This is a genomic window from Thermomonospora curvata DSM 43183 (assembly GCF_000024385.1).
In the GTDB taxonomy this organism is placed as follows: domain Bacteria; phylum Actinomycetota; class Actinomycetes; order Streptosporangiales; family Streptosporangiaceae; genus Thermomonospora; species Thermomonospora curvata.
The window spans coordinates 224608-250723 of record NC_013510.1 but is presented as its reverse complement, the minus strand read 5'-3'; the positions used below and the strand labels follow the sequence as shown (position 1 = coordinate 250723).

The window sequence follows — 26116 nt, the reverse complement described above, 5'->3', positions numbered from 1 at the left end:
CCGGGTGCACTACAGATGCCAAGCATGACCGAACTGGTTCTGGGGCCGCTGCTCCGCCACGTCGACGACCGCACCGCGACCGTCTGGGTGGAGACCGACCGCCCCTGCACGGTCGAGGTGCTCGGCTCGTCCGCGCCGACCTTCACCGTCCACGGCCACCACTACGCCCTGGTGGAGGTGACGGACCTGGAACCAGGGTCGCGCACCCCCTACCGGGTGCTGCTGGACGGCCGTCCCGTCTGGCCCGAGCCGGGCGAGCGGCGCTTTCCGCCCAGCGTGATCCGCACCCGGCGGCCCGGCGAGGCGGTGCGGCTGGTCTTCGGCTCCTGCCGGCGCAGCCCCGACCCCGGCGGCGTGCACGGACCGGACGCCCTGTCGGCGTACGCGCACCGGCTGGCCGCCTCCGAAGACGCCGAGTGGCCGAGCGCGCTGCTGATGATCGGCGACCAGGTGTACGCCGACGAGCTGGGCCCGGAAATCGAGGAGTTCATCCACCGGCGGCGCGGCGCCGGCAGCGAGCCGGTGGGCGAGCTGGCCGACTTCGAAGAGTACGCCCACCTGTACCGGCTGGCCTGGCGGACCGACCCGGCCGTCCGCTGGCTGCTGTCCACCGTCCCCACCTACACGATCTTCGACGACCACGACGTGCGGGACGACTGGAACACCTCCCACGCCTGGCGCGAGCGGATGTGGGCGCTGCCGTGGTGGCGGCGGCGCATCGTCGGCGGGATCGGCTCGTACTGGATCTACCAGCACCTGGGCAACCTGTCGCCGCGGGAACGGGCCGCCGACTCGCTGTATGCGGCGGTGCGGCGGGCCGGCGGCGACGCCGGCGAGATCCTGGACGAGTTCGCCGAGCGGGCCGACAAGGACCCCGCCTGCGCGCGCTGGAGCTTCACCCGCGACTTCGGCGGCACCCGCCTGGTCATGGTGGACAGCCGCTGCGCCCGGCTGCTGACCCCCGGCCGGCGCGCCATGCTGGACGACTCCGAGCAGCGGTGGCTGACGCAGCAGCTGCGCGGCGGCTTCGACCACCTGCTGATCGCCAGTTCGCTGCCCTATCTGCTGCCCCGCTCCATCCACCACGCCGAGAACTGGAACGAGGCGGTGGCCGGCGGCGCCTGGGGACGGGCCCTGGCCGGCCTCGGCGAGAGGATGCGGCAGGCCGCCGACCTGGAGCACTGGGCGGCCTTCGAGGCGTCCTTCCGCACGATGGCCCGCGACGTGCTGGCGGTGGCGCGCGGGGAGCGCGGCCCGGCACCGGCCTCCGTGGCGTTCCTGTCCGGGGACGTGCACTACTCCTATCTGGCGAAGGTGACCGCCCCCGTCACCGGCGCCGCCCCGATCTCCCAGGTGGTCTGCTCCCCGCTGCGCAACCCGCTGGCCGGCCCGTTCCGCTGGGCCAACGTGCTGGCCTGCAAGCCGGGACTGGCCGCGCCGCTGCGCGCGCTGGCCGCCGCGGCCGGCGTCCCCCGGCCGCCGCTGAAGTGGCGCATCACCCGCGGGCCGTGGTTCGACAACATGATCGCCACGATCGAGATCTCCGGCCGCGACTGCCGGGTGCGCTGGGAGGCCGCCACCGGCGGCGGCCGTCTCGCCGAACGCGGCACGGCCGCGCTGTCGGCCTGATCCGGACCAAAACGATCATTCGGACGGCCGCCTGTCCATCGACTCGTTATGTGACCTCGTTGTAAAGATCATGGGGAGGCATTCCAGACTGCCGGAACTGCTGGTAGCGTCCCGGTCGCAGTGTTGGTGAGGGCTGTCGTTGTGAATCTGTGATCGAGAGGTCGTAACGGCTTACGTCGCAGCAGGGCTTCATTACGCTAGTGAGGCCCGGGCCCCTGCGCAGGCCCGCGTCCGTATAACCGGTATGCGAGCCACCGGCAGGAGCGACGACGGTCCTCCCGGCCCGTTCGCGGAGTCGGCCCTAAAAGGGGTCCCGTATCGATGAAGGGCGGTGCGGCATGGATCGCTGTGCGCTGTTCGTGGACGCCGGCTATCTGCTGGCAGACGGCGCGATGGCGGTGCATGGAACCCGCCATCGCGAGGCCGTCTCCTGGGACTTCGCCGGGCTCCTGCAGCTGCTGAGCAACCTGGGCCGCGAGCGCACCGGTCTGCCGCTGCTGCGCTGCTACTGGTATGAGGCCACCGTCGAGGGACGGCGCTCCCCCGAGCACGAGGCGCTGGCCGACCTGCCCGGGCTCAAACTGCGGCTGGGACGCATCCGGCCGGGCCGCCGCGAGGGCGTGGACGCCGAGATCCAGCGGGATCTGATGACGCTGGCCCGCAACCGGGCCATCGCGGATGCGGTGCTGGTGGGCGGGGACGAGGACATGGCCCCGGTCGTCGCCGAGGCCCAGGAGTTCGGCGTGCGGGTCACCGTGGTGCACGTGGCGGTGGACGGCAACTGGACCATCTCCCGGGTGCTGCGCCAAGAGTGCGACGACCTGATCGAGATCGGCGCCGGTCACCTGCGCCCCTACGTCAATCTGATCAGCGGGCTCGACCAGGGCAAGGGCGGCTCGGTGTCCCCGCTGTCCAACGGGCACGGCAGCACCGGCAGCGGCGGCCGCACCACGATCGCGCCGCTGCAGACCACCGGACCGCTCAGCAGCCCGCCCCCCGGCTCCCCGATCACCGGGCAGCCCGTCGGCGGCGGGTCCTCTTCGCCCACCGCCGGTGCGACGCCGGCCCCTTCGGGCAACGCGAACGGCGGGCAGGGATATGGCGGCGGCATGCGCGCTTTGGGCGGGTCCGCTCTGGAGCAGCCGTCCGGGCCGCCGCCCCCGAGCGCGGGTTTCAGCGGGGCGGGCGGCACGGGCGGGTCGTCGGCGGCCTCCACCGGGCCGCAGCTGCCCCCGCCGCCGGTCCAGCCGTCGACCGCGCCGGCTCCCGCCTCTCCTCCCGCCGCGCCCGGCGGCGGAACGGGCCCCTATAACGCCTCCCCGGCTCCGGCGGCGCCGCCGTCCCGCCCGTCCGGACCGCAGCCGGCCGTACCGCCCGCCCCCTACAACGGCCCCCAGCAGCTGTCTCCGGTGCCGGCGGCTCAGCAGAACACCCCCACGCTGGCGGACGCGGTGAAGGCCGCGCACAAGGAAGGCCAGGACTTCGGCGAGTCGGTCGCCCGGGACGCGCCCGCGCTGTGGCTGGAGGCGGTGCTGGCCCGCAAGCCGCGGATGCCCTCTGACCTGGAGGCCCGGCTGCTGCAGGGGTCCTCGCTGCCGATCGACTTCCTGCTGCACGACGAGGTGCGGCACGCGCTGCGCCGCGGCTTCTGGGACGCCCTGGAGCGCTCGCGCCGCTGAAGGATCGCCGCCGGGCGGCGTCTCCCCCTTGCGCAGCGGTGCTCTTCGCCCACGCTCCGGCTTCAGGAACTGCCGGAGCCTGAGGCCAGGCGGCGGATAAGGCTCACCGCTCGGCGGACTCGCTGCTCTCCGGGGTTTTCTCCGCGACCTCCTCGGTGCCGCCGGCCAGGTCCTGCGCCGCCCACTCGGCCCATTCACGGATGGCCGTCATCTGCCGGATGCCCAGTTCCAGGGCGTGCCGCCCGAACCGGTGGGGAGCCGAGTCGGCCAGGCCGCGCAGGTTCTGCAGCTCCCTGACGCGCTCGGCGTAGAAGGCCGCCTCCCGCTGCAGCACCTTGACCGCCTCGGCGGGGTCGAGCAGCGGGAGCAGGAAGGCGCGCAGCGCGCCCTCGTTGCGGCGGGTGGGGGCCGGTTCGGCGTGCTGCAGCCAGCGCGTCACGGCCTCCCGGCCGGCCGGGGTGATCGCGTAGGTCTTGCGTCCCCGGGGTCCTTCCTGGGCGACCTCGATCAGCCCTTCGGCGGCCAGCCGGTTGAGCTCGGGATAGATCTGGCTGTGCTGGGCGTACCACACGAACGCGAGCGAGGCGTCGAAGCGCTGGGTCAGGTCGTATCCGCTGGCGGGACCGAGCCCTGCCAACAAGCCGAGCACGGCCATGCGCAGCGACATAGATCACCTCCTTCGGCCATGCTACCACTCAGTGCTTACATGAACCCTTTGACATGTATCGCCTTACATGTCATCTTATGGGCATCGTCTCCGGCAGGAGGGGAGCCAGTCATGTCCGCAACGCAGGCCCCCGCGACCGAGGGCCGGGAGTTGGAGTCCGGTCCCTCGCGCTGGCTGATGGTCGCAGTGCTGGGCGGGATGTTCCTGTCCATGCTGGACCAGACGATCGTGGGCCCGGCGCTGCCGGACATCACCGCCGACATCGGCGGCGAGAACCTCTACTCCTGGTTCGTCTCCGCCTACCTGCTCACCACCACGGTCAGCGTCCCGCTGTATGGACGGCTGTCGGATGTGTACGGGCGCAAGCCGCTGCTGCTCACCGGACTGGGGATCTTCATCGCCGGTTCGGCGCTGTGCGCCCTGGCGCAGACCTCCTGGCAGCTCATCGCCGCGCGCGCGCTGCAGGGACTGGGCGCCGGCGCGCTGATCCCGCTGTCGCTGGCCCTGCTGTTCGACCTGTTCCCGGGCAGGGCGATGGGCAAGGTGCAGGGCTGGATCGGCGCCGTCATGGGGGTGAGCTACGTGACCGGCCCCATGCTGGGCGGCCTGCTCAACGACCATGCCGGCTGGCCCTGGATCTTCCTGGTCAACGTGCCCATCGGGGTGGTGCTGGCCGCCGTGGTGGTGATCCGGCTGCCCCACCGCCCGGGCACGGCCGAGCGGGCCCGGCCCGACTACCTGGGGATCGCGGTCTTCTCCGCGGCGGTCAGCCTGCTGATGGTGGGGCTCACCCAAAAGGGGCTCACCGGAGCCGACGGCCGCCTGCACCACTGGACCGACTGGCCGGTGCTGGGGTACCTGCTGGCCGCCCTCGCGCTGCTGGCGGTCTTCCTGCTCATCGAGCTTCGGGTCAGCGAGCCGCTGATCCCCCTGGGCCTGTTCCGCAACCCCGTCTACACCGCGACCAACGTGGCATCCTTCGCCACCGCCTTCGCGATGTACTCGGCCATCATCTTCCTGCCCCGCTACCTGCGGGACGCCCGTGACTACAGCGCCGTGGCCTCCGGGGTGCTCATCTACCCGCTGCTGATCGGCATCGTGGTGGGCAGCTTCGCCGCCGGTGCGATCATCGGGGCCACCCGGCGCTACAAACTCCTGCTGGCCTCCGTGCAACTGCTGACGGGCATCGGCGCGGTGTGCTTCCTGTGGCTGGAGGCGGACACCCCCCTGCCGGTGCTGTCGGTGTGGATGGCGACCCTGGGCCTGGGGATCGGGCCGATGCTGTCCGGACTGACCATCACCGTGCAAAACAGCGTCCCGATCGAGCACATCGGGACCGCCACCGGCAAGGTCACCTTCTTCCGGCAGATCGGGGGAGCGGTCGCGCTCACCTTCGCCGGGTCGATCTACATGGAGACCATGACCGACCACGCCCCGGCGGTCGGTCCGCAGCAGGCCGCGGCCGAGGCGGCCGCCCAGGTGCTCCCGTTGCTGGGGGCGCTGGGAGCGGGCACGGCGTTCCTGGCCATGCTGCTGGTCCCCCGGCGGCCGCTATGGCTGCTGGGCGATGGCGGCGATTAGCGCTTCTTAAGCTCACGCCGCCCTGCGACCACATTTCCCAGACCGTTATGCCTAGGAGCGTGGTCACCATCTCGCCGCATCCAGGCCGCCCCGAAAACCGCCGCTCCTCACCGGCCCGCCGGCGGCCCGTTCCAGGCGCCGGACATTTGAATGAGCCGAACCGGCGGCACGGGCCGGCGACACCGCCACCAACCCTCGATACGGCATTTCTGCCACCACATTTTGGGACACCCGATAAATCTGCTCCGGCATGCCGCCCCAAACCTCCGCCGCAGATTTGAAACAGTGATTCACCTCACATTGACGCCCCTCACTCCGCATTTTAACGTCATATCAACACAACACATCACACAAATTTGACTGGGGCCGAACTCGTGGATTCACATACATCTGCTGAAAGCAGTTCAAGAATCCCCGAAACACGCCTTGAAGAGATTCCGCAAGGCTGGAAGTCGCAGGTCGGAGCAAACGGCGGGTACCTGGCCGCCACCGCGTTGCAGGCGCTGGCCGGCGCATTCGGCGACGGGTGGCGGGCCCGCTCGCTCAGCGTCCACTTCGCCTCCCCCGTCACCCCGGGACCCGTTCTGATCAGCACGAATGTCGAGCACACCGGGAGACGGACGGGCATCGCGCAGGCACGGGTGAGCCAGGGAGAGCGCCTTGCGCTGACCGCGACGGCGACCTTCACCCCCGGCCTGTCCGGCCCGGAGTTCACCGAGGCGGCCATGCCGAACGTCCCCGAAGCCGACCTTTGCCAAGTACTTCCCGAAATCCCCGACCTGCTTCCAGAATTCTTTACTCAATTCGAACATAGACCCTGTCTGGGCGCACTTCCGTTCAGCGGGGCGACCGACTCGCAAACCGCCTCCTGGGTCCGCCCCAGGGACCTGTTCTGCAAAAACGAAGAAGCACTGCTCACCGTGCTGAGCGACTGCTGGATGCCGGCCATGTTCACCCGGCTTCCGGAGCCGAAAACCATGGCCACGCTCAGCATGAACATCCACTTTCGGAACGCTCCCGGCGACCTGCGGGAACCAGGCCGGGAACATCTGCTGGTCGTCGCGCATTCCCGGCTGGCGCATTCCGGACTGTGCGACCAGCACATCGACATATGGAGCGCTCCCGGAACGCTGCTGGCCCAGGCGCATCAGCTGTGCATGCTGCTGGAGCCGCGCGGCGGAACCCAAGACCACCACCGATCCGACGATCGAGAAATGAGCACGATATGAACACCTCGCACGGCCACTGGAGGATCACTCCCGCCGGGCCGGCGACCGGCCTCGGCGGATGCGGGGGATGGTCGTTGTCCGCCGCGGACGGCGCCCGCTTCACCGACTCGGGAGGGGTCGACCTGGCCGACGCGCTGCGGCTGGGCCGCGCCGCGGAACGCACCGGGCCCGCGGTGCTGGCGCGCGCCCTGACCGAGCGGGAGCTTTGCGAGTGCCGGCTGGCGGGCGACCGGTTCATCACCGAGGCGGCCATCCGGTTCTCCATCAAAGAAAGCGTCGTCAAGGCGCTCGGCGGGCTGCCGCCGGGAGGACGGCTGCGCGACATCGAGGTGGGCCCGGCCGCCGGGGACGCGCTGCACCGCCGGGTCCGCCTGCACGGCCCCGTCCGGGAGCGCGCGGCGGCCCGGTCCGGGGAGGAGCTGCGCGCGGGCGCCGCCGAGTGGGCTCCGGGACTGGTCCTGGGCTGGGCGATCGGAACCACGGGACGGTCATGATGGAGACGACCGCGTCACCGGCCGCGCCGGTCTTCGTCTTCCCCGGCCAGGGCAGCCAGTACCCAGGAATGGGACGCGACCTGGCCGCCTGCGGACCGGTGGCCAGGGAACTGGCCGCCCGGGCCGAGACCGCCACCGGGCTGGCGGTCTGGGAGCTGATGCACCGCGCCGACGCCGCCGCCCTCGCCGACCCGGAGGTCGCGCAAGTCCTGGTGTTCGTGGCCGGCGCGGCCCACTGGCGGGCGTTCACCGAGCGGGGGTGCCGTCCCGCCGCCGTGGCCGGGCACAGCCTGGGCGAGTACACCGCGCTGCTGGCCGCCGGCTGCCTGGACTGGGAACAGGCGCTCTCCCTCGTCCACACCAGGGGCAAGGCGATGGCCCGGGCCGCGCGCCGCACACCGGGCGCCATGGCGGCGATCGTCGGGATCCCCGCCGAACGACTCGAGCAGATGTGCCGGCAGGTGGCCGACCGCTCCGGGCAGACGGTGGTCATCGCCAATCACAACACCCACCGGCAACTGGTGGTGTCCGGGCACGCCGAGGCGGTCGAGCTGCTGATCGCCCAGGCCCGCGACGCCGGGGCGCTGCGCGCCCGCCGGCTCCCCGTCGGCGGCGCCTACCACAGCCCGCTGATGGAGCCCGCCGAACGGGAGATGGCCTCCGCCCTGGACCGGGTGAGACTGCGACCGCCGCGCCTGCCGCTGGTGTCCAGCGTGACCGGACGTCAGGTCACCGACATCGACGCCTACCGGGACGTCCTGCGCGGCCAGATCACCGCCCCGGTGCGCTGGGACCGGTGCGTGGCCGCCCTGCTGGAGCACGGCGCGCGGACCTTCATCGAGACCGGGCCGGGCCGGGTGCTCACCGGGCTGGGCCGGGAGCTGGCCCGCCAGGCCAAGCACCACAGCGCACAGCAGGCCCTCCGGATGCCGGACCTGTGGCGGCCCGCACGGCAGGGCACCGCGCCGCCCCTTGGCGGCGGCCGCCCCGAAACCACCCCCTTTTCGACCATGGAGGCCCGGCGATGAACGTTGAGGGCAAGGTGGCCCTGGTGACGGGCGCGTCCAAGGGCATCGGGCTGGCGATCGCCCGCAGCCTCGCCGAGGGCGGCGCGCGGGTCCTGCTGAACTACCGCAGGGACGAGGAGGCCGCGCAGCGGGCGCTGGCCGAGATACGGGCCCTGTCGCCGGACTCGGCGCTGATCCGGGCCGACGTCGGCGACCCGGAGGCGATCAGCCGGATGTTCCGCACCGTCAAGGCCGACTACGGCGGGCTGGACCTGTTCGTCAGCAACGCCGGCATCACCGACGACGGATACGCGCTGATGATGAGCCGGCGCAAGTGGCAGTCGGTGATCGACACCAACCTCACCGGCGCCTTCCTGTGCTGCCAGGCGGCCGGGCGGATGATGCTGGCCCGGCGCCGCGGGGCGATCGTGGCGGTCGGCTCCACCAGCGGGCTCGTCCCGCCGGCCGGGCAGGTCAACTACGCCGCCTCCAAGGCAGGGCTCTTCAGCCTCGTCCGGGTCCTGGCCAACGAACTGGGCCAGTACGGCGTGCGGGTCAACGCCGTCGCCCCCGGCTTCATCGACACCGCGATGACCCGGGCGATGCCCCCCGGCCGGCTCAAGGAGCACCTGCAGCACGTCCCGCTCGGCCGGGTGGGACGCCCCGAGGAGGTCGCCCCGCTGGTCCGCTTCCTGCTGTCGGAGGAGGCCTCCTACGTGACCGGCGCGGTGATGGTCGTCGACGGCGGGCTGACCAGCTGATCGCCGGCCGCCGCCCCATCCCCCATCCCGTCCAGAAAGGAGACAGCTCATGCCCATGACCCTCGCCGAGGCCCGCAGCCGGGCGGCCCGCCGCCAGGAGCTGTGCAGCGCCGTCAAGAAACTGATCGTCGACCGGCTCGACCTGGACGTGGACCCGGCGCTGATCGGCGACGACCAGCCCCTGTTCGGCCGGGGGCTGGAACTGGACTCCATCGACACCCTGGAGCTGGCCGTCTCCATCCAGGAGGAGTTCGACGTCGTGATCGACGACGACGACCGGGAGAGCCTGATGTCCATCAACCGCCTGGTGGACCACCTGGAGGCGAACCTGCCGTGACCGTCGCGCCTGCGTTCGCCGCGCTCGACGCCGACGACATCGCCCGGATGCTCCCGCACCGTCACCCCTTCCTGCTGCTGGACCGGGTGATCGAGCTGGAGCCGGGGGTGGCGGGCACGGCCATCAAGAACATCTCCGTCAGCGATCCGGTGCTGGCCGGTCACTTCCCCGGCCGGATGATCTACCCGGGCGTGCTGCTGGTGGAGTGCATCGCCCAGCTCGCCGCCGTCGTCTACGGCTCGGGCGCGCTCAGCGCGGCCGGCTCGGCGGACCTGTCGGCGGCGGCCGGCCGGGTCGGCTACCTCGCGGAGATCAGCCGGGTGAAGTTCCTGCAGCCGGTGCGCCCGGGCGACCAGCTGCTGATCAAAGCGAAGACCACCACCCGCGTCGGCTCCCTGATGTCCGTCCAAGGCCAGATCTCGGTGGGCCGTGACCTGGTCATGACCGCCCGGCTGGGCGTCACCGAACGCACCGACCACTGAGCCTTTTCACGCACGTGCCCGAGGTCGTGACGCCGCAGGTCACGGCATCGGCTGCGGCCCGCGGCAGCGGCGCGTTGGAAACGGCTCACCGAAGCCCCCTTTCCGTTCCGGCCGGCGTTCGGCGACGGGCGGCGGTGCCCGTCCACCCCCGCCCGCACGCCGCGGCCGCACAACTCCCTCCGTCCGACCGCGAAGAGGAGACAGGCGTCCGACATGAACGAAGTGCACACCTCGATCGAGGACGAGTACACGGCGCTGCGCAACGGCTGCGGCCTCATCGACTACCAGGGGATCGGGCTGTTCCAGGTTCAGGGACCGGGCGCGATCAGGTTCCTGAACGAGGTCACCACCCGCAACATCGAGTTCCTGCTGGAGGAGCAGTCCTCCACCGCCCTGGTGCTCGACGACGCCGGGCATGTCATCTCCGACGTGCTCGTCCACTGCCAGGGGACGGAGTTCCTGGTCGAGGTCGAGCCCGCGCGGCGCGCCCGCACCTGGGAGCACCTGCGGGCGGTGGCCGAGTCGCTGGACTACGTGGAGCTCACCGACGTCAGCCCGGCCCGGCGGGTGTTCGGGGTCGAGGGGCCGGCCTCCTTCCGCATCGCCCAGCACTTCCTGTCCTTCCCGGTCAGCTCGCTGGCCTACCGGGGCTTCACCACGGTGCGCTGGCGCGACCATGAGCTGCTCCTCAGCCGGACCGGCGTGACCGGCGAGTACGGCTACAAGTTCCACATCGATGCGGCCGGCGCCGAGGAACTGCGGCAGGAGCTGCGCTCGCTGGGAGCGCTGCCCGTGGGGTCGGCCGCACTGGACATCTGCCGCACCGAGATGCGCTTCGTCGACCTGGACGCCGAAGGCGGCCGGGAGTGCTTCCCCTTCGAGGTCGGCCTGCAGTGGATGGTGGACATGCACCACGACTTCCGCGGCAAGGAGGCCCTGGCCCGCCGGATCGACGAGGGCTTCCCGCGCCGCCCGGTGTGCTGGACGGCCGATCCGGAGCTGGCCGCCCCGCCCGCCCCCGGCACCGCGCTGTCCATCGAGGGCCAGCCGGTCGGCGAGGTCACGCACGCCGTGCGCTCCCCCGGCCTGGGCCGGGTGATCGGCACGGCACGGCTGGATGAGACGGTGGCCGCCGTCGACGTGGAGCTCACCTTGGCGGGCGCCGCCTCGCCCGCGGTGCGGACGGTGTCGGCCCCGTTCCTGATCCCGGCGAGCTTCAACGTCAAGCCGGAGTGATCCCGATGGCATCGGCGAACACTCGGGAACACGCCCCCGAAGGCGTCGTCATCACGGGCCTGGCGGTGGTGTGCGCGCTGGGTTCCCAGACCGAGCAGGTGTGGCGCGCGGTCCGCGACGGAGAGTGCGGCGTGCGCCCCACCCGGCACATCGACGTGTCCACCCTGACCTGCCGCTACTCGGCCGAGATGGTGCAACTGCCAAGATCGGGGCCGCAGCGGCGGGACCGGGCCACCACGATGACGCTGCAGGTCGGGCAGGCCGCGATCGAGTCGGCCGGACTGCACCCCCGGCAGCTGGACCCCTACCGCTTCGGCGTGGCCATCGGCACCTCGGTCGGCGGGCTGGAGTCCGGCGAGCGGTTCCACGCCGAGCTCATCCACCGCGGCCTGGAGGAGACCGACCGCACCCACCTGCTGTCCTATCCGCTGTACACCTCGGCGGACGAGCTGAGCACCGCCTTCGGCGCCAAAGGACCGAAGGTCGTCATCTCCAACGCCTGCGCGGCGGGCGCGAACGCCATCGGTTACGCGGCCGACGCGCTGCGGCTGGGCCGGGCCGACGTCATGCTCGCCGGCGGCGTGGACCCCATCGACATCCTGTCGCTGGCCGGGTTCGACAGCCTCAAGGCCCTGGACTCCCAGCCGTGCGCCCCCTACTCCCGCAGCGGCGGGCTCAGCCTGGGAGAGGGCGCGGCGATCCTGGTGCTGGAGACCGAGTCGCACGCCGCGGCGCGCGGCGCCACCGTGCTCGGGCACGTGCTGTCGTACGCGCTGACCAGCGACGCCCACCACGCCACCGCCCCCGACCCGGGCGGCGAGGGGGCCCGCCGCGCCATGGCGGGGGCGCTGGCCGAGGCGGCGTGCGGGCCGGAGGAGGTGGACTACGTCAGCGGGCACGGCACCGGAACCCCCGCCAACGACAGCGCGGAGCTGCGGGCCTTCGGCAACCTGTTCCCCGACCCGCAGCGTCCCCCGGTCAGCAGCACCAAGTCGCAGGTGGGGCACACGCTCGGCGCGGCCGGGGCGATCGAGGCGGCGATGTGCGTGCTGGCGCTGCGCGACCAGGTGCTGCCCCCGACGGTCAACGTCGCGCCCGACCGCACCCCCGCCCGCGACATCGTCCCCGGCCGGGGCCGCCCGCACCGCATCGAGACGGTGCTGTCGAACTCCTTCGCCTTCGGCGGCAACAACTGCTCGATCCTGCTCGGCCGCCGCCCCGGCCCCCGACGCCGCCCGGCCCCGCGCCGGGTCGTGGTGACCGGTGCCGGCGTGGTCTCCCCGCTGGGCACCGGCAGGGCCGAGTTCCTGCGCGCGCTCCGGGAGGGGGCGGTGGCCGTCCGTCCCGCGGAACGGCTGGACATCGGCGGGGCCCGCAGCCGGCTGGCGGCCGAGCTGCCCGACGAGCGGCACCGGCGGCTGGTGGACCGTTCTTATGCCCGCCGGCTCGACCAGCTCGGCCTGCTGACGCTGGCCGCCACCCGGCTGGCGCTGCAGGACGCCGGCTACCAGGTCTCCCGGGCCGAAAGCGAACGCGTCGGCATGATCTTCGGCACCGGGACCGGGCCGATGGAGACGGTGGCCGCGCTCAGCGAGACGATCATCAAGGAGGGGCCGCACCGGGTCAACCCGCGGCTGTTCCCCAACTCGGTGATGAACGCCGCCGCCGGGCACGCCTGCCTGGCCTTCCAGATCAAGGGCCCGCTGTCGACCGTGGCGACCGGCTGCGCGGCGGGGCTGACGGCCGTCGGGTACGCCGCCGACCTCATCCGCCAGGGCCGGGCGGACGTGATGATCGCCGTCGCCGCCGACGAGCTGACCCCGCTGCTGCACCTGGGCTTCGACCGGCTCGGCCTGCTCACCGAGACCCAGGTGCGGCCGTATGACCGGCGGCGCTCGGGGATGGCGCTGGGCGCCGGCGCGGTCGCCGTGGTGCTGGAGTCCGCCGAGCACGCGGAGCGGCGCAAGGCGGCGATCGCGGCCGAGTTCGGCGGACACGCCATCACCGCCGACGCCCACCGGGTGGCCGGCAACGATCCCACCGGGGCGGCGCTGGCGGAATGCATGACGCGGGCGCTGGCCGACGCCGGCATTCCCCCCGAGCGGGTCGGCGGCGTGTACGGCGACGCCCGCGGCGTCCGCTCCATCGATCTGCTGGAGGCCAGGGCCATCGGCCGGGTGCTGCCCTGGGCGCAGGTGGCCTGCCTGAGCGGGCAGAGCGGGCACATCAACGCCACCACTCCGCTGCTGTCGCTGGTCAGCGCGCTGGAGAGCTGCCGTTCGGGCTGGCTGCCGCCGATCCGGGGGCTCTGTGAACCGCTGCCCGTGCCGGCCCTGCGCACGTCCGTCCCCGCCGGCGCGGCACGGCGGGACGCCTATCTGGTCAACGCCATCGGCTGGGGCGGGACCTACGCCTCGGCGGTGCTCACCGCCTGGGACGGGTGAGATGCCGCACGGTTCGATCCAGCTGGAGGTCGTCTCCCTCGGCGCGCAGTTGCGCGCCGAGGCCGACGACCTGCTGTCCGCCGCCGAGCTGGCCTACTGCCTGGGCTTCCTGCGGGCCGAGGAGCACATGGGCGCGCGGGTGGCGGCCAAGCGGGCGGTGAGCCGGCTGCTGGGCGGCGACCTCCGGCACTGCCGGCACCAGATCGAGCTGATCCGCGAGGACACCGGGCCGGTCCGCGTCCGGCTCCACGGCGAGCTGCTGGAACGGGCGCAGCGGGCCGGGCTCGGTGTCCCCCGCGTGTCACTGACCCATGCGGCGGGCCGGGCCGCCGCCATCGCCTGGCTGGGGAGCCGGTGATGGGGCGTCCCGGGCTGAGCGGCAGGGTCGCCGTGGTGACGGGAGCCGCCGGCGGCATCGGCGCGGCGGTGGCGCGGACGCTGGTCGCCGACGGCGCCGGCGTGGTGCTCGCCGACGTGGACGTGGCCGGGGCCGAGAAGGTGGCACGGCGGCTGCGGGAGGAGGGTCATCCCGGCCGGGCGCTGGCGGCGCGGCTGGACGTCACCTCGCCGGCGGACTGGCAGGCGGTCTGCCGGACCGCCTGCCGGGCGTTCGGGCGTCCGCAACTGCTGGTCAACAACGCCGGCGTGCACGGCCTGCACGGGGTGGAGTCCCTCGGCGAGGAGGAGTGGTCCACCGTCGTGGACGTGTGCCAGCGCGGGACATGGCTGGGCATGCGCGCGCTGGCACCGCTGATGCGGCTGGCGGGGGGCGGCTCCATCGTGAACCTCTCCTCGGTGTTCGCGTTGATCGGGACGGGCGCCGCGGTGGCCTACCACGCGGCCAAGGGCGCGATCGTGTCGATGACGCGGACCGCGGCGCTGGAGTTCGCCCCGCAGCGCATCAGGGTCAACGCCGTCTCGCCCGGGATCGTGCGGACCCCGCTCACCGACGGCCTGCCCGCCGGGTTCGTCGACCGCATCGCGGCGGACACCCCGCTGGGCCGGCCGGGCGCCCCGGCCGAGATCGCCGCCGCGGTGCACTTTCTGCTCTCTGACGCCGCCTCGTACATCACCGGGACGAACCTCGTCGTGGACGGCGGGCTCACCGCCCGGTGACCAGCCCAGTTGTCCGTACCGAATCCGCTAGGAGCGCGCATGAGCCACTGGATCCAGACCCCGGTCAAGGTCGGCTGGAACGACTGCGACATGCAGGGGCACGTGTACTTCGTCAGCTACCTGAACTTCCTGGAGGCCGGCCGGGAGGACCTGGCCGATCAGATAGGCATCGACCGCCGGGACTGGCCCCTGGTGGTCACCGAGATGAACGTGCGCTACCACTCGCCCGCCTTGTACCGCGACGAGCTGATCGTCTGCACCCGCATAGAGGTGCAGAGCGTGCGCTGCCGGTTCTACCAGCGCATCTTGCGCAAGCACGGGCGCGAGCTGCTGGTGGAGTCCACTTTGACGGTCGCCTTCCACGGCGAGCGGGGGATCCGGCTCAGCCGCGTCCACGAGCTGCACGACCTGTATGAGAACTTCCTGAAACAACGGCAGGGAGCCCTCAACTAGCCCCATCCGGCGTTGCGAGGAAAGGCCACCCTTCCGCAACAGGACGCTCTCGATGAGGACGGGGGCCGTCCGGGTCGCGGCGGGCTCCGGACGCCGGGCGAGCCGAATCCGATTCGCTCACATCCGCAAATACTCCGCTTCGAGCCCCGGCCGGCGGGTAGCGTTGAAGTGTGACGCACGTGACGGAAGACGACCTCGACGATCTGGAGTTCGACACCCTGCGCACTGGCGATCACGCGTCGGCGGCGCGGCGCCTGTCGGAGCTGGCCGCGTCGGTGTCCGGAGGGGTCTCCCGCGCCAAGGTGCTGCTGCGCGCCGGCGAGCAGTGGCAGCACGCGGGCGACCACGCCAAGGCGGCCGAGCTGTACCGCCAGGCCATCGAGGACGGCGGCGAGACCTACGGCGACCCGCGCGCCTACCTCGCCGACGCCCTGTTCGAGCTGGACCGCGCCGACGAGGCCCGGGACCTGATCGAGCAGATCCGCGCGGACGAGCCCCGCGACCCCGAGGTCTACCGGACCGTCGCGGAGGTGCTGTACGCGCACGGCGACCCCGAGGGCGCCCACGACTGGGCGACGGCGGGCGTCGAGCTGGTGCTGGCGTTGCGCGAGCGCGGCGAGGAGGACGTGGAGATCGCCGAAGACAGCCTGGAAGGGCTGCTGAGGCTGCGTTACCGGACCCGGGTCGACCTCGGCCGTCCCGAGGACGACTACGACGCCATGCTGGACGACCTGCTCAAGACCTCCTGATCTCGCTTCCCGTCCGGCCGGTGGCCCGCCGCCCCGGCCGGACGGGCGCGCCCAGGGGGCGTCTTAGAGCGCGCGCACCAGGTCGCTCAGCGCCCGGGCCAGGTCCCCGCCAGCGGGCAGGGCGGCGACCTGCCAGCCGCGCAGCCGGGCCAGGCGCACCGGCGGCGTCCGCTCCCCGCGCGTGCTCAGGTACCCGCACGGGGCGTCCGGCCAGTCCGCCGGGACGGGAGGTGCGCCGTGGCCGTGGTGATCATGGTCGGTGAACCGGCGGGGGACGGGCAGTTCGGCGTCCAGGAACACATAACCGCCCACCGTGCGGTGGGCGGCGCGCTGGGCGGCGGCCACGGCCGGCAGCAGCGGCCCCGCATCACCGCCGCCCACCAGCACCAGCGGCGGGTTCGGGGCGGCCGCGGAGATCACCAGCGAGGCCCGCGCCACGTACCGCATCCCCTCCTCCTCCCGGATATCGGGGGCGATCACATCCAGCCCGTGGGAGCGCAGCGCCTCCGGAAGCTCCCCCCACAGGCCGGCGGTGGTGCGGGGAGGGTGCAACAGGATCATCGAACCGGGCGTCAAGGCGCTACCCCATGCTGTGGAAACGGCGCGGCATCAGGCGGAAGGCGCACCGCCTGCGCTTCGCCACGATACGCCGCGACTAGGGTTCTTGGCGTGAACGACCGCGAAGAGCTGCTGCAAGAGATCAAGAAAAAGGCCGTGGTGCACGGCGATTTCGTGCTTTCCTCCGGGCAGCGCGCCACCTGGTATGTGGACCTGCGCCGGGTGACGCTGGACGGGACGGCCGCCCCCCTGGTGGGGCGGGTGATGCTCGACCTGACCGCCGACCTGGACTACGAGGCGGTGGGCGGGCTGACGTTGGGCGCCGACCCGGTGGCCACGGCCATGTTGCACGCCGCCCACGCCCGGGGCCGCAGGCTCGACGCGTTCGTCGTTCGCAAGGCGGGCAAGACGCACGGCCTGCAGCGCCGCATCGAGGGCCCGGACGTGGCGGGCCGGCGTGTGCTGGCGGTGGAGGACACCTCGACCACCGGTGGTTCGGTGCTGACCGCCGTGCAGGCGCTGCGCGAGGCGGGGGCCGAAGTGGTGGCGGTGGCGACCATCGTGGAGCGGGGAGCCGCCGACCGCATCCGCGCCGAAGGGCTGGAGTACCGCTCCGCCTACCGGGTCGCCGATCTGGGCGTCGGCTGACGGCCGCCGGGAACGCATCGTGCCCGCCGCCGGTTCCGGCGATCCGGTCTCCCGGCCGCGGAACCGGCGGGGGCGCCTGTCAATCCTCCGGAGCCTCCACGATCCACTCGCCACGGCCGCGGCCGTTTCCGTCCTCGACGACCTTGCCGTAGATCCGCACCACGACCGCGCTGGAGTCCTCCACGACGACGTTCAGCGGCGTCTGGGTGTACATGCGGGTCTCGCCGGTGGCGAGTATCCCCTTCTGCAGGACCTCGCCGCCGCCGGCCACCTGGACGAAGACGTTGGTGGGCGGGCCGGTGACGGTGATCTGCAACGGGATCTGCGAAGAGCCGGCCGACTGGCCGGAGTCACCGGCGTCCAGCTCCCTGGAGACCGTGTCGCTCGGGGCGGGGCCCGGTGCCGGTGAGGTGAGCGCATTGATCAGCGCGTAACCGCCGATCACGACCAGAGCCACTGCTGCCAGCACCGCCAGGGCCGCAACGAATATGCGCGCTAGACCTCTAGGGTCCGACCGATGACGTCCCACATGGGGAGATTAGCGAGAACTTTCACCGCTCAGCGACGGTCGGGGCTCTTCGGGGCCGCCGTTGCGCGCCTCGCGGCGTCCTTTCATCACCTCACGGACGATCGGAATCACCGAAAGCAGGACAATCACGATGATTCCGGGCAGGATGTAGGTCTCGATGTTCGGGATCTTCGAACCGAGGAAGTGCCCGGCGATGAAGAGCCCGTCGGTCCAGATGATCCCGCCGATCACGTTCCAGACGAAGAACTTGCGGGCGTCCATGCCCAAGATCCCGGCCAGGGGGTTGAGGAAGGTCCGCACGATCGGGATGAACCGGGCCAGCACCACGGCCTTGGCCGGGCCGAACTTGTCGAAGTAGTACTCGGCGCGCTCCACCCACTCCTGGCGGAAGATCCTGGAGTCGGGACGGTCGAACAGCTTGCGCCCGTACTTGGCGCCGAGCCAGTGCCCCAGCTGGGCTCCCGCGATGGCGCAGATCGGCCCCCCGACCAGCAGCACCGGCAGCGACAGCGGCTGGTCCAGTCCGATGCCGGCGGCCGCCGACCCCACGGTGAAGATGCCGGCCGCGAACAGCAGCGAGTCACCGGGCAGGATGCAGCCGAACAGCAGCCCCGTCTCGGCGAAGATGATGGCCAGCACGCCGACCACGCCGAAGGCGACGATCAGGGACTGCGGGTCAAGGAAGTTCAACGCGAGATCCACACGGCGAGCTTAACCGGCTGGAGCTCGCCTTTCCCCCCGAAGCGGCAGACCGCCCACTCTCATTCGCCCCAGCCTGCTCCGCCGTCCCGGCGGTCCCCTCCCGCGGCCTTGGGACCGCTCCAGCGCGCCCCGGCTGTGTTTCACCTGCGACACTCCGGGATACTTGGCCCTAGGCTGGCCGGTGGCGTAGCCCCGAGGGGCGGGCCCCAGTCACAGGGCTGGTCATGGCACCTCGCTGCGGACAGGCGTGAAGAGAGAGGACTTGCGCAATGCCCATCGCGACCCCTGAGGTCTACGCGGAGATGCTCGACCGCGCCAAGGCGGAGGGTTTCGCCTACCCCGCGATCAACGTGACCTCGAGCCAGACCCTGAACGCCGCCCTGCGCGGTTTCGCCGAGGCCGAGAGCGACGGCATCATCCAGATCTCCACCGGCGGCGCCGAGTACCTGTCCGGCACCGCCGTCAAGGACATGGTGACGGGCGCGGTCGCCTTCGCCGAGTACGCCCGGGTGGTGGCCGCCAAGTACCCGGTCAACATCGCCCTGCACACCGACCACTGCCCCAAGGAGAAGCTGGACGGCTTCATGCGTCCGCTGGTGAAGATCTCCCAGGAGCGGGTGGCCAAGGGCCAGGAGCCGCTGTTCCAGTCCCACATGTGGGACGGCTCGGCGGTGGAGCTGCGGGAGAACCTGCAGATCGCCGCGGAGCTGCTGGAGGAGTGCGTCAAGGCCCGCACCATCATGGAGATGGAGATCGGCGTCGTCGGCGGTGAGGAGGACGGCATCGTCGGCGAGATCAACGAGAAGCTCTACACCACCACCGAGGACGCCCTGGCCACCGCCGAGGCCGTGGGCGTGGGCGAGAAGGGCCGCTACATCCTGGCCGCCACCTTCGGCAACGTGCACGGCGTCTACAAGCCGGGCCACGTGAAGCTGCGCCCGCAGGTGCTCAAGGAGATCCAGGAGGCCGTCGGCGCCAAGTACGGCAAGGACAAGCCGTTCGACCTGGTCTTCCACGGCGGCTCGGGGTCCACGCTGGAGGAGATCCGCGAGGCGGTGTCCTACGGCGTGATCAAGATGAACATCGACACCGACACCCAGTACGCCTTCACCCGCCCGATCGCCGACCACATGTTCCGCAACTACGACGGCGTGCTGAAGGTGGACGGCGAGGTCGGCAACAAGAAGACCTACGACCCGCGCTCCTACGGCAAGGCCGCCGAGGCCGGCATGGCCGCCCGCGTGGTGCAGGCCTGCCAGGACCTGATGTCGGCGGGCAAGAAGCTGAAGTAACACCCCTTTCCCCGTACACCTTTCCCTGTTCGCCGGCCGTGGCCGCCCCCGCCCTCGGGGGCGCCGCGGCCGGCGCGCCTTTCGGAGCCGGTTGCGCACGGCCACGTTGTGTGACGCAACGCGGGTAGTCTGAAAGGCGTGGCGCTGCCCCGTACCTACGAGAACCAGAACTGCTCGATCGCCCGGTCGCTGGAGGTGGTGGGCGACCGGTGGACGCTGCTGGTGATCCGCGCCGCGTTCGAGGGGGTGCGGCGCTTCGACGATTTCGCCGAGCATCTGGGCGTGGCGCGCAACGTGCTGGCCGACCGGCTGAACCGGTTGTGCGCCGAGGGCATCATGCGCAAGCAGCGCTACCAGGAGCGCCCCGACCGCTATGAGTACCGGCTGACCCGCAAGGGCGTGGGGCTGTGGCCGGCGATGATGATGCTGCTGAAGTGGGGCGACCGCTACTACGCCACCGACGGCCCGCCGGTGCTGGTGGTGCACCGCGGCTGCGGCGGCACCCTGACCGACCGCCTGACCTGCGACTCCTGCGGCGCGCCGCTGGGCCCCACCGACGTGGAGGCCAGGCCCGGCCCGGGCGCCCGGACATCCGCTTAACGGCAACGCCGCGGCGCTGTGTGACGCATCTTGAGTTGCTTCATGAAACTCAACGAGGTCCAATGGGTTTCATGACACAACTCATCAGTGAGAGCCGGACCCTGGAGCTGAGCGACCTCCGCGTGCGCCCCTACGGCATCACCGACGCGCCCCGGCTGCGCCGCATGTCCGACCGCCTGTCCGAGCGCAGCCTGTACTTCCGGTTCTTCATCGGCACCCCGCGCATCCCCGAGATCTACGTGCGGCACCTGGACCGGCTCGACCACTGGGACCACGAGGCCCTGGTGGCGCTGGCCGACTACGACATGGTGGGCGTCGCCGAGTACATCCGCGACCCCGCCGACCGCACCCGCGCCGAGCTGGCCGTGCTGGTCGCCGACCCCTGGCAGCACCGCGGGGTGGGACGGCTGCTGATCGGCGCGCTGGCCCACACCGCCGTCCGGCGCGGGATCACCGCCTTCGACGCCGGGGTGCTGCCCGGCAACGACCCGGCGCTGGCGGCCATCAGATCCCTGTGGCCGCAGGCCCGCCCCCGCTACGAGGACGGCTCGGCGCGCTTCCGGCTGCCCCTGGCCGCCTGACCCCTCCGGGCGTCCCGTGCGCCCCAACTACCATGGCGGCCATGAGCCAGAACCTGCTCGGCGGACCGCCGCCCACCGAACTGCCAGAGAACGCCGAAGCCGAAGCCGCGCTGGAGAAGGGCATGGATCCGGCCGAGGTGGCCGCCAAATACCCCGCGTTCTCGGCCGCATGGGCCGCCCTGGCCGACCGGGCGTTCGAAGCGGGCAAGGTGATCGAGTCCTACGCCTACGCCCGCACCGGCTACCACCGCGGGCTCGACCAGCTGCGGCGGGCCGGCTGGAAGGGCCACGGCCCCATCCCCTGGGAGCACGCGCCCAACCGGGGCTTCCTGCGCTCCCTGCACGCGCTGGGCCGCGCCGCCGCCGCCATCGGCGAGGACGAGGAGGCCGAGCGCTGCCGCACCTTCCTGCGCGACAGCAGCGCCACCGCCGCCGAGGTGCTGGGCGGCTGAACGCGCCGAACGGCCTGATCACAACACCTTCGTAACCCCGCCGCTGTTTCCCGGCGACCCGCGGGCGGGTACGATTTGCACGCAAGAGGCCCCTTCGCGCTTGCGCCCAAGGGGCCTTCGTCATGAGAGGGGATGTGGCCGACGCCGCGCCGGCCGGTGCGCCGCGGAAGGGGATGACCTGATGCCCGCCATCGTGCTCGTCGGACCCCCCGGCCGTGACGGCGGCCGGAGCCGAGGGCGGCTCCCCCACCGATTGCCGTAGAAGGAGATAGCTGATGCCTGCCATCGTGCTTGTCGGAGCCCAGTGGGGGGACGAGGGCAAGGGCAAGGCCACCGACCTGCTCGGCGGACAGGTCGACTACGTCGTCCGCTACCAGGGCGGCAACAACGCCGGGCACACCGTCGTCATCGGAGACAACAGCTACGCCCTGCACCTGCTGCCCTCGGGGGTGCTGTCCCCGGGCGTGGTGCCGGTGATCGGCAACGGCGTGGTGATCGACCCGGGCGTGCTGCTCAGCGAGATCGACGGGCTGGCCGAGCGGGGCGTCTCCTGCGAGCGGCTGCTGATCTCGGCGGACGCGCACCTGATCATGCCCCACCACCGGGCGCTGGACAAGGTCACCGAGCGGTACCTGGGGCGGGCGCGGATCGGCACCACCGGCCGCGGCATCGGCCCGGCCTACGCCGACAAGATCACCCGGACCGGCATCCGGGTGCAGGACCTGTTCGACCCCAACATCCTGACCCAAAAGCTCGACCTGGCGCTGCGCGAGAAGAACCAGGTCCTCACCAAGGTCTACAACCGGCGGCGGATCGAGACCGCCCCGATCGTGGAGGAGTACCTGGCCTACGGCGAGCGGCTGCGCCCCTACGTCGCCGACACCACCTTGGTGCTCAACCGGGCCTTGGACGAGGGCAAGGTCGTGCTGCTGGAGGGCGCCCAGGGCACGTTGCTGGACATCGACCACGGCACCTACCCGTTCGTGACCTCCTCCAGCCCCACCGCCGGCGGCGCCTGCGCCGGGTCCGGCATCGGCCCCACCAAGATCAGCCGGGTGATCGGGATCCTCAAGGCCTACACCACCCGGGTCGGCTCCGGGCCGTTCCCCACCGAGCTGCGCGACGAGATGGGCGAGTACCTGCGCAAGACCGGCGGCGAGTACGGGGTGACCACCGGGCGCGACCGCCGCTGCGGCTGGTTCGACGCGGTGATCGCCCGCTACGCCACCCGGGTCAACGGCATCACCGACTACTTCCTGACCAAGCTGGACGTCCTGTCGGGGCTGGAGCGGATCCCGGTGTGCGTCGCCTACGACGTGGACGGGGTGCGGCATGAGGAGATGCCGATGTCGCAGACCGAGTTCCACCACGCCAAGCCGATCCTGGAGTACTTCGACGGCTGGCAGGAGGACATCTCCGACGCCAAGACCTTCGATGACCTGCCGCCGAACGCCCAGGCCTACGTCCGCGCCATCGAGGAGATGTCCGGCGCCCCGATCTCGGCGATCGGCGTCGGCCCGGGCCGCGACCAGACCCTTTCCATCCGCCCGCTGGTCTGACCGCGCCGGTCACCGGGCACCGCGGATTGCGAACGGCAGCGCCGCCAGGGCCATCGCGCCGCCCGCCCACAGCACGGCGGTCAGCGCGAGGGTGTCGACGACCAGCCCGCCCGCCAGCGCGCCGAGCGCGATGGACAGGTTGAACATCGAGGTGTACAGCGAGGTCGAAGCCTCGGTGGCGGTGGGCGAGGATCTCATGATCCAGGTCTGCAGGGTCACCGGGACGGCCCCGTAGCCCAGGCCCCACAGCACCAGCGGCCCAGCGACGGCGGCGACGCCGTCGCCGCTCAGCGCGACCAGCGCCGTCGCCGCCGCCAGGGTCAGGCAGATGGCGACGACGGTGGCCGCCAGGCGCCGGCCGATGAGCGCGCCCGCCAGGAAGTTGCCGCACAGCCCGGCGACCCCGAACACCAGCAGCAGCACGCCGACCGTCTCGTCGGGCACGTCGTGGCCGGAGAGCACCGGCCGCACGAACGTGTAGGCGAGGAAGTGCCCGGTGACGATCAGGAAGGTCAGCGCCAGCCCGACGCGCAGCCCGGCGTTCGCCCGGAAGGCCCGGGGCAGGTCGGCGAAGGTGATGGAACGTTGCGGCGGCAGCGGGGGCAGGAGCAGGACCAGCCCGGCCAGCGCCGCCAGGCCCAGCGCGCCCACGGCGGCGAACGCCGTGCGCCAGCCGCCCAGGTCGCCCAGCAGCGTCCCGGCGGGGACGCCGAGCACGGAGGCGGCCTCCACCCCGCCGAAGATCACGGCGGTGGCGCGCGGCACGTCCTCGGGCCGCACCAGGCGGGTCGCGATGCCGCCGGCCAGCGCCCAAAAGCCGCCGACCGCCACGCCGATCAGCACCCGGGCGAGGAGGATCAAGGCGAATGCCTCGGCCAGGGCCGAGAGCAGGTTGGCGGTGCCGACCGTGCCGACCAGGGCCGCCAGCACGATCCGCCGATCCAGCCGGCCGGCGGCCACGGTCAGCAGCGGAGCGGAGACGACGGCGACCAGGCCGGGCACCGTCACCATCAGCCCGGCGGTCCCCTCGGACACGCCCAGCTCGCGCCCGATGGGGCTGAGCAGGCCCACGGGCAGCAGTTCCGAGGTCATCAGGGCGAAGATGCCCAGCGCGACGGCCGAAGCGGCGCACCAGCCGCGGAGCGGGGAGGGCGGCGCGTCGGCGAGCGGTGCCGTGGTCATCGAGGCGGGTCCTCTCCACGTGTCGGGACACGCCACGGGCGGCGGCCCTCGGGCGCGGGCCGCCGCCCGTGCGGCGAAGGATCGTGCGGCGGGGGATCAGGCGGTTCCGGGGGTCTTGCGGGTGGTGACGTTCAGCCGGTTCCAGGCGTTGATCGTGGCGATCAGGGCGATGAGCTGGGCCAGCTCGGCCTCCGCAAAGTGCCGGGCGGCCTCGTCGTAGACCTCGTCGGGCACGCCGCCCGGCAGCAGGGTCATCGCCTCGGTGAGCGCGAGGGCGGCGCGCTCCCGCGCGGTGTACAGGCCGGCGTCCTCCCAGGCGCTGAGCTGGTAGATCCGGTCCTCGGTCTCGCCGGCCTTGCGGGCGTCGGCGATGTGGTAGTCGAGGCAGTAGGCGCACTTGTTGATCTGGGAGGCGCGGATCTGCACCAGGTCGATCAGGGTCTGGTCCAGCCCCTGCCGGGCGGCGGCGTCCAGGGCGAGCATCGCCGAGAAGACCTTGGGGGCGACCTTGGGGAGGTTCATCCGCTGGGGGATCTGCACTGCTTGCATGCCGATGACGCTATCCCCTGATTGACCCCCGGCTATGGTGCATTTTCATGCAAGATCATTGGGTCAATTCCGGGAGCGACCTCCACCTGGAGCTGACCGGGGACGGCACCGTGCGGGAACGGCTGATGCGGGCGCTGCGCGAGGCGATCCGCTCCGGCCGGCTCGCCCCCGGCACCCGGCTGCCGCCGTACCGGAGCCTGGCCGGCGACCTGGGCGTCGCGCCCAACACCGTCGGCGCGGCCTATGCCGAGCTGGTCGCCGAGGGCTGGCTGGTCGCCCGGCAGGGCTCGGGCACCCGGGTCGCCCCGCGCGCCCTGCCGCCGCCGGCCCGGCGCCCGCGCCGCACCGTGCCCGCCCGGCGGCGCCCCGTCCACGACCTGCGGCCGAGCTCCCCGGACGCCTCGGCGTTCCCCCGCACCGAGTGGCTGCGCTCGGCGCGCCGGGCGCTGAACGCCGCACCCGCCGAGGCGTTCGGGGTCGGGGACCCGCGCGGGCGGATCGAGCTGCGGACCGCCCTCGCCGAATACCTGGCCCGGGCCCGCGGGGTCCGCACCACGCCGGACCGGATCATCGTCTGCGCCGGGTTCGCGCACGCGCTGCGCCTGCTGGGCGAGGTGCTGGAGGGCCCGGTGGCGGTGGAGGCCTACGGGCTGGGCTTTCACCGCTCGCTGCTGACCGGGGCGGGACTGGACACGCCGCCGCTGCGGATCGACGAGGGCGGCGCCCGGATCGACGAGCTGCCCGGCACGGGGGCGCGGGCCGTGCTGCTCACCCCGGCGCACCAGTACCCGACCGGCGGGCCGCTGCATCCCGAGCGCCGCGCCGCCGTCATCGACTGGGCGTCCGCCACCGGGGGGCTGGTGCTGGAGGACGACTACGACGGCGAGTTCCGCTACGACCGCCAGCCGGTCGGTGCCGTGCAGGGCCTGGATCCGGACCGGGTGGTCTATCTGGGCTCGGTCAGCAAGAGCCTGTCGCCCTCGCTGCGTCTGGGCTGGATGGTCGTGCCCGCCCATCTGACGGACGAGCTGCTGCGGGTCAAGGGGGAGCGCGAGCTGTGGTCGGGGGTGGTGGACCAGCTCACCCTGGCGGACTTCATCGCCTGCGGCGGCTACGACCGGCACGTGCGCCGGATGCGGCAGGTCTACCGGCGCCGCCGCGACCGGCTGGTGGCCGCCCTCGCCGAACGCGCCCCGCACATCACCGTCAGCGGTATCGCCGCGGGCCTGCACGCCGTGCTCGCCCTGCCGCCCGGCACCGAGGAGGACACCGTGCGGGCCGCCCGGCGGCACGGCGTGGCCGTCGACGGGCTCGGCGACTACCGGCATCCGGCGGGCGTCATGCCGCCCCGGGACGGGCTGGTGGTGGGGTACGGCACGCCGCCCGAGCACGGGTTCGCGGCGGCGGTGGACGCTCTGGTGCGGGCGCTGCCGCCCGCCAGAACCGGCTACGGAAAGTAATCAACGATCGAGGTGTGGTGTGCACCACTTTATCACCTTATGACGCGAATCACCCGTGGTCACCCCAGCGATGCCGCTACGCTGACGCCAGCGACCGTTGGTGGGGCCGTAACCGTTGGATCGGGGGACGTTTGGTCACT

At 72.2% G+C, this 26116-nt stretch carries 28 protein-coding genes; 22 read left to right on the top strand and 6 right to left on the bottom strand.

Features of this window, described 5'->3' with window-relative positions; all coding sequences use genetic code 11:
- Positions 1-24: 24 nt before the first annotated feature.
- Complete coding sequence (locus TCUR_RS01130) at positions 25-1629, top strand: alkaline phosphatase D family protein (protein WP_012850616.1); 1605 nt, start codon at positions 25-27, stop codon at positions 1627-1629.
- Positions 1630-1967: 338 nt separating this feature from the next.
- Complete coding sequence (locus tag TCUR_RS01125; protein WP_012850615.1) at positions 1968-3308, top strand: NYN domain-containing protein; 1341 nt, start codon at positions 1968-1970, stop codon at positions 3306-3308.
- Between the two features lie 103 nt (positions 3309-3411).
- Here TCUR_RS01125 and TCUR_RS01120 read toward each other — a convergent pair whose 3' ends face one another.
- Positions 3412-3975, bottom strand: a complete 564-nt coding sequence (locus TCUR_RS01120; RefSeq protein WP_012850614.1) for a PadR family transcriptional regulator — start codon at positions 3973-3975, stop codon at positions 3412-3414.
- A 111-nt stretch (positions 3976-4086) separates the two neighbouring features.
- On the opposite strand from TCUR_RS01120, the gene TCUR_RS01115 reads away from it, so the two are divergent.
- The 13 genes from TCUR_RS01115 (at position 4087) to TCUR_RS01055 (ending at position 15864) form a co-directional block, all read left to right on the top strand.
- On the top strand, positions 4087-5556 hold the full coding sequence (locus TCUR_RS01115) for an MDR family MFS transporter (protein WP_012850613.1): 1470 nt from the start codon (positions 4087-4089) through the stop codon (positions 5554-5556).
- A gap of 356 nt (positions 5557-5912) precedes the next feature.
- Positions 5913-6785, top strand: a complete 873-nt coding sequence (locus TCUR_RS24505) for an acyl-CoA thioesterase (RefSeq protein WP_169312974.1) — start codon at positions 5913-5915, stop codon at positions 6783-6785.
- A 74-nt stretch (positions 6786-6859) separates the two neighbouring features.
- Positions 6860-7279, top strand: a complete 420-nt coding sequence (locus TCUR_RS24500) for a holo-ACP synthase (RefSeq protein ID WP_012850611.1) — start codon at positions 6860-6862, stop codon at positions 7277-7279.
- Complete coding sequence (fabD, locus tag TCUR_RS01100; protein WP_012850610.1) at positions 7276-8307, top strand: ACP S-malonyltransferase; 1032 nt, start codon at positions 7276-7278, stop codon at positions 8305-8307. Before TCUR_RS24500 ends, fabD begins: the two co-directional genes overlap by 4 nt.
- Positions 8304-9047, top strand: a complete 744-nt coding sequence (gene fabG / locus TCUR_RS01095; protein ID WP_012850609.1) for a 3-oxoacyl-ACP reductase FabG — start codon at positions 8304-8306, stop codon at positions 9045-9047. The genes fabD and fabG overlap by 4 nt, the downstream gene beginning before the upstream one ends.
- A gap of 49 nt (positions 9048-9096) precedes the next feature.
- Positions 9097-9384: an acyl carrier protein gene (locus tag TCUR_RS01090; protein ID WP_012850608.1), complete on the top strand. Its 288-nt coding sequence runs from the start codon at positions 9097-9099 to the stop codon at positions 9382-9384.
- Positions 9381-9866, top strand: a complete 486-nt coding sequence (gene fabZ, locus TCUR_RS01085; protein WP_012850607.1) for a 3-hydroxyacyl-ACP dehydratase FabZ — start codon at positions 9381-9383, stop codon at positions 9864-9866. Before TCUR_RS01090 ends, fabZ begins: the two co-directional genes overlap by 4 nt.
- Before the next feature lie 213 nt (positions 9867-10079).
- Complete coding sequence (locus tag TCUR_RS01080; RefSeq protein WP_012850606.1) at positions 10080-11102, top strand: glycine cleavage T C-terminal barrel domain-containing protein; 1023 nt, start codon at positions 10080-10082, stop codon at positions 11100-11102.
- A 5-nt stretch (positions 11103-11107) separates the two neighbouring features.
- On the top strand, positions 11108-13546 hold the full coding sequence (locus TCUR_RS01075; protein ID WP_012850605.1) for a beta-ketoacyl-[acyl-carrier-protein] synthase family protein: 2439 nt from the start codon (positions 11108-11110) through the stop codon (positions 13544-13546).
- Position 13547: 1 nt separating this feature from the next.
- Complete coding sequence (locus TCUR_RS01070; RefSeq protein ID WP_012850604.1) at positions 13548-13904, top strand: holo-ACP synthase; 357 nt, start codon at positions 13548-13550, stop codon at positions 13902-13904.
- Positions 13904-14662, top strand: a complete 759-nt coding sequence (locus TCUR_RS01065) for an SDR family NAD(P)-dependent oxidoreductase (protein ID WP_012850603.1) — start codon at positions 13904-13906, stop codon at positions 14660-14662. Before TCUR_RS01070 ends, TCUR_RS01065 begins: the two co-directional genes overlap by 1 nt.
- A 39-nt stretch (positions 14663-14701) precedes the next feature.
- Positions 14702-15115 (top strand): acyl-CoA thioesterase, encoded by a 414-nt coding sequence (locus TCUR_RS01060; RefSeq protein ID WP_012850602.1) that lies wholly within the window; start codon positions 14702-14704, stop codon positions 15113-15115.
- Between the two features lie 170 nt (positions 15116-15285).
- Positions 15286-15864, top strand: a complete 579-nt coding sequence (locus TCUR_RS01055) for a tetratricopeptide repeat protein (protein ID WP_012850601.1) — start codon at positions 15286-15288, stop codon at positions 15862-15864.
- 63 nt (positions 15865-15927) lie between these two features.
- On the opposite strand, the gene TCUR_RS01050 is transcribed toward TCUR_RS01055, so the two are convergent.
- On the bottom strand, positions 15928-16425 hold the full coding sequence (locus tag TCUR_RS01050) for a hypothetical protein (protein ID WP_012850600.1): 498 nt from the start codon (positions 16423-16425) through the stop codon (positions 15928-15930).
- 108 nt (positions 16426-16533) lie between these two features.
- Here TCUR_RS01050 and pyrE point away from each other — a divergent pair, with 108 nt between their 5' ends.
- Complete coding sequence (gene pyrE, locus TCUR_RS01045) at positions 16534-17070, top strand: orotate phosphoribosyltransferase (RefSeq protein ID WP_012850599.1); 537 nt, start codon at positions 16534-16536, stop codon at positions 17068-17070.
- Between the two features lie 79 nt (positions 17071-17149).
- Here pyrE and TCUR_RS01040 read toward each other — a convergent pair whose 3' ends face one another.
- Both TCUR_RS01040 and TCUR_RS01035 read right to left on the bottom strand, forming a co-directional pair.
- Positions 17150-17527 (bottom strand): hypothetical protein, encoded by a 378-nt coding sequence (locus TCUR_RS01040; RefSeq protein ID WP_052305368.1) that lies wholly within the window; start codon positions 17525-17527, stop codon positions 17150-17152.
- Positions 17528-17608: 81 nt separating this feature from the next.
- On the bottom strand, positions 17609-18301 hold the full coding sequence (locus tag TCUR_RS01035; protein ID WP_041439153.1) for a DedA family protein: 693 nt from the start codon (positions 18299-18301) through the stop codon (positions 17609-17611).
- Positions 18302-18570: 269 nt separating this feature from the next.
- On the opposite strand from TCUR_RS01035, the gene fbaA reads away from it, so the two are divergent.
- From fbaA to TCUR_RS01010, 5 genes are all read left to right on the top strand, one after another.
- Complete coding sequence (gene fbaA / locus TCUR_RS01030; RefSeq protein WP_012850596.1) at positions 18571-19593, top strand: class II fructose-bisphosphate aldolase; 1023 nt, start codon at positions 18571-18573, stop codon at positions 19591-19593.
- A 138-nt stretch (positions 19594-19731) separates the two neighbouring features.
- On the top strand, positions 19732-20193 hold the full coding sequence (locus TCUR_RS01025) for a winged helix-turn-helix transcriptional regulator (protein ID WP_012850595.1): 462 nt from the start codon (positions 19732-19734) through the stop codon (positions 20191-20193).
- A gap of 71 nt (positions 20194-20264) precedes the next feature.
- Positions 20265-20774 carry a GNAT family N-acetyltransferase gene (locus TCUR_RS01020; protein ID WP_148232884.1) on the top strand — a complete coding sequence of 170 codons (510 nt, stop codon included), beginning with the start codon at positions 20265-20267 and terminating at the stop codon, positions 20772-20774.
- A gap of 32 nt (positions 20775-20806) precedes the next feature.
- Positions 20807-21226, top strand: coding sequence for a DUF3151 domain-containing protein (locus TCUR_RS01015; RefSeq protein WP_012850593.1), 420 nt, complete (start codon positions 20807-20809; stop codon positions 21224-21226).
- Positions 21227-21501: 275 nt separating this feature from the next.
- On the top strand, positions 21502-22785 hold the full coding sequence (locus TCUR_RS01010; protein WP_012850592.1) for an adenylosuccinate synthase: 1284 nt from the start codon (positions 21502-21504) through the stop codon (positions 22783-22785).
- A gap of 9 nt (positions 22786-22794) precedes the next feature.
- Here the strand turns inward: TCUR_RS01010 and TCUR_RS01005 are convergent, their stop codons facing one another.
- Both TCUR_RS01005 and TCUR_RS01000 read right to left on the bottom strand, forming a co-directional pair.
- Positions 22795-23967 (bottom strand): MFS transporter, encoded by a 1173-nt coding sequence (locus TCUR_RS01005; RefSeq protein ID WP_012850591.1) that lies wholly within the window; start codon positions 23965-23967, stop codon positions 22795-22797.
- A 96-nt stretch (positions 23968-24063) separates the two neighbouring features.
- Positions 24064-24516 (bottom strand): carboxymuconolactone decarboxylase family protein, encoded by a 453-nt coding sequence (locus TCUR_RS01000; protein WP_012850590.1) that lies wholly within the window; start codon positions 24514-24516, stop codon positions 24064-24066.
- A 47-nt stretch (positions 24517-24563) separates the two neighbouring features.
- Between TCUR_RS01000 and pdxR the strand changes: the two genes are divergently transcribed.
- On the top strand, positions 24564-25976 hold the full coding sequence (pdxR, locus tag TCUR_RS00995; RefSeq protein WP_012850589.1) for a MocR-like pyridoxine biosynthesis transcription factor PdxR: 1413 nt from the start codon (positions 24564-24566) through the stop codon (positions 25974-25976).
- Positions 25977-26116 lie beyond the last annotated feature (140 nt).

Bases quoted from the DNA above. Each gene is read 5' to 3' on its own strand.
- TCUR_RS01075 (WP_012850605.1), top strand. From the start codon at position 11,108: ATGGCATCGGCGAACACTCGGGAACACGCCCCCGAAGGCGTCGTCATC.
- TCUR_RS01125 (WP_012850615.1), top strand. From the start codon at position 1,968: ATGGATCGCTGTGCGCTGTTCGTGGACGCCGGCTATCTGCTGGCAGAC.
- TCUR_RS01130 (WP_012850616.1), top strand. From the start codon at position 25: ATGACCGAACTGGTTCTGGGGCCGCTGCTCCGCCACGTCGACGACCGC.
- TCUR_RS01090 (WP_012850608.1), top strand. From the start codon at position 9,097: ATGCCCATGACCCTCGCCGAGGCCCGCAGCCGGGCGGCCCGCCGCCAG.
- TCUR_RS01115 (WP_012850613.1), top strand. From the start codon at position 4,087: ATGTCCGCAACGCAGGCCCCCGCGACCGAGGGCCGGGAGTTGGAGTCC.
- fabG (WP_012850609.1), top strand. From the start codon at position 8,304: ATGAACGTTGAGGGCAAGGTGGCCCTGGTGACGGGCGCGTCCAAGGGC.
- TCUR_RS01000 (WP_012850590.1), bottom strand. From the start codon at position 24,516: ATGCAAGCAGTGCAGATCCCCCAGCGGATGAACCTCCCCAAGGTCGCC.
- fabD (WP_012850610.1), top strand. From the start codon at position 7,276: ATGATGGAGACGACCGCGTCACCGGCCGCGCCGGTCTTCGTCTTCCCC.
- TCUR_RS01015 (WP_012850593.1), top strand. From the start codon at position 20,807: ATGGCGGCCATGAGCCAGAACCTGCTCGGCGGACCGCCGCCCACCGAA.
- fbaA (WP_012850596.1), top strand. From the start codon at position 18,571: ATGCCCATCGCGACCCCTGAGGTCTACGCGGAGATGCTCGACCGCGCC.
- TCUR_RS01070 (WP_012850604.1), top strand. From the start codon at position 13,548: ATGCCGCACGGTTCGATCCAGCTGGAGGTCGTCTCCCTCGGCGCGCAG.
- TCUR_RS01020 (WP_148232884.1), top strand. From the start codon at position 20,265: ATGACACAACTCATCAGTGAGAGCCGGACCCTGGAGCTGAGCGACCTC.
- TCUR_RS01080 (WP_012850606.1), top strand. From the start codon at position 10,080: ATGAACGAAGTGCACACCTCGATCGAGGACGAGTACACGGCGCTGCGC.
- TCUR_RS01060 (WP_012850602.1), top strand. From the start codon at position 14,702: ATGAGCCACTGGATCCAGACCCCGGTCAAGGTCGGCTGGAACGACTGC.
- TCUR_RS01010 (WP_012850592.1), top strand. From the start codon at position 21,502: ATGCCTGCCATCGTGCTTGTCGGAGCCCAGTGGGGGGACGAGGGCAAG.
- TCUR_RS01050 (WP_012850600.1), bottom strand. From the start codon at position 16,425: ATGATCCTGTTGCACCCTCCCCGCACCACCGCCGGCCTGTGGGGGGAG.
- TCUR_RS01120 (WP_012850614.1), bottom strand. From the start codon at position 3,975: ATGTCGCTGCGCATGGCCGTGCTCGGCTTGTTGGCAGGGCTCGGTCCC.
- TCUR_RS01005 (WP_012850591.1), bottom strand. From the start codon at position 23,967: ATGACCACGGCACCGCTCGCCGACGCGCCGCCCTCCCCGCTCCGCGGC.
- pdxR (WP_012850589.1), top strand. From the start codon at position 24,564: ATGCAAGATCATTGGGTCAATTCCGGGAGCGACCTCCACCTGGAGCTG.
- TCUR_RS01065 (WP_012850603.1), top strand. From the start codon at position 13,904: ATGGGGCGTCCCGGGCTGAGCGGCAGGGTCGCCGTGGTGACGGGAGCC.